Genomic DNA, 229 nt, shown 5'->3' with positions numbered 1-229 from the left:
GCGGTGGGAGATGACCAGGCGCGCGGCGATCTGCTTGTAGCGCAGGCCCTTGGCGACCAGGCGCAACACCTCGGTCTCGCGGTCGGTGAGCTGCGGGGCCTTGGGCACGTCGGCGCCCGCGGCGGGGGCGGGCACGGAAGCCAGCCGGCGGTACTCGCCGAGGACCAGGCCCGCGAGGCCCGGCGTGAACACCGGGTCGCCGACGGCCGAACGGCGCACCGCGTCGATC

1 protein-coding gene is annotated in these 229 nt (G+C 76.0%); it reads right to left on the bottom strand.

Translation table 11 applies throughout. From position 1 onward, the window contains the following. Positions 1-229: LuxR C-terminal-related transcriptional regulator (locus KVT44_RS57535; RefSeq protein WP_217577267.1), on the bottom strand; the 229-nt coding region annotated here is incomplete at both ends.

This window comes from Streptomyces sp. GbtcB7 (genome assembly GCF_019091445.1).
GTDB lineage: Bacteria > Actinomycetota > Actinomycetes > Streptomycetales > Streptomycetaceae > Streptomyces > Streptomyces mirabilis.
Note: the sequence above shows the minus strand (reverse complement) of the source record. Positions and strands in the feature narration are given on the sequence as shown.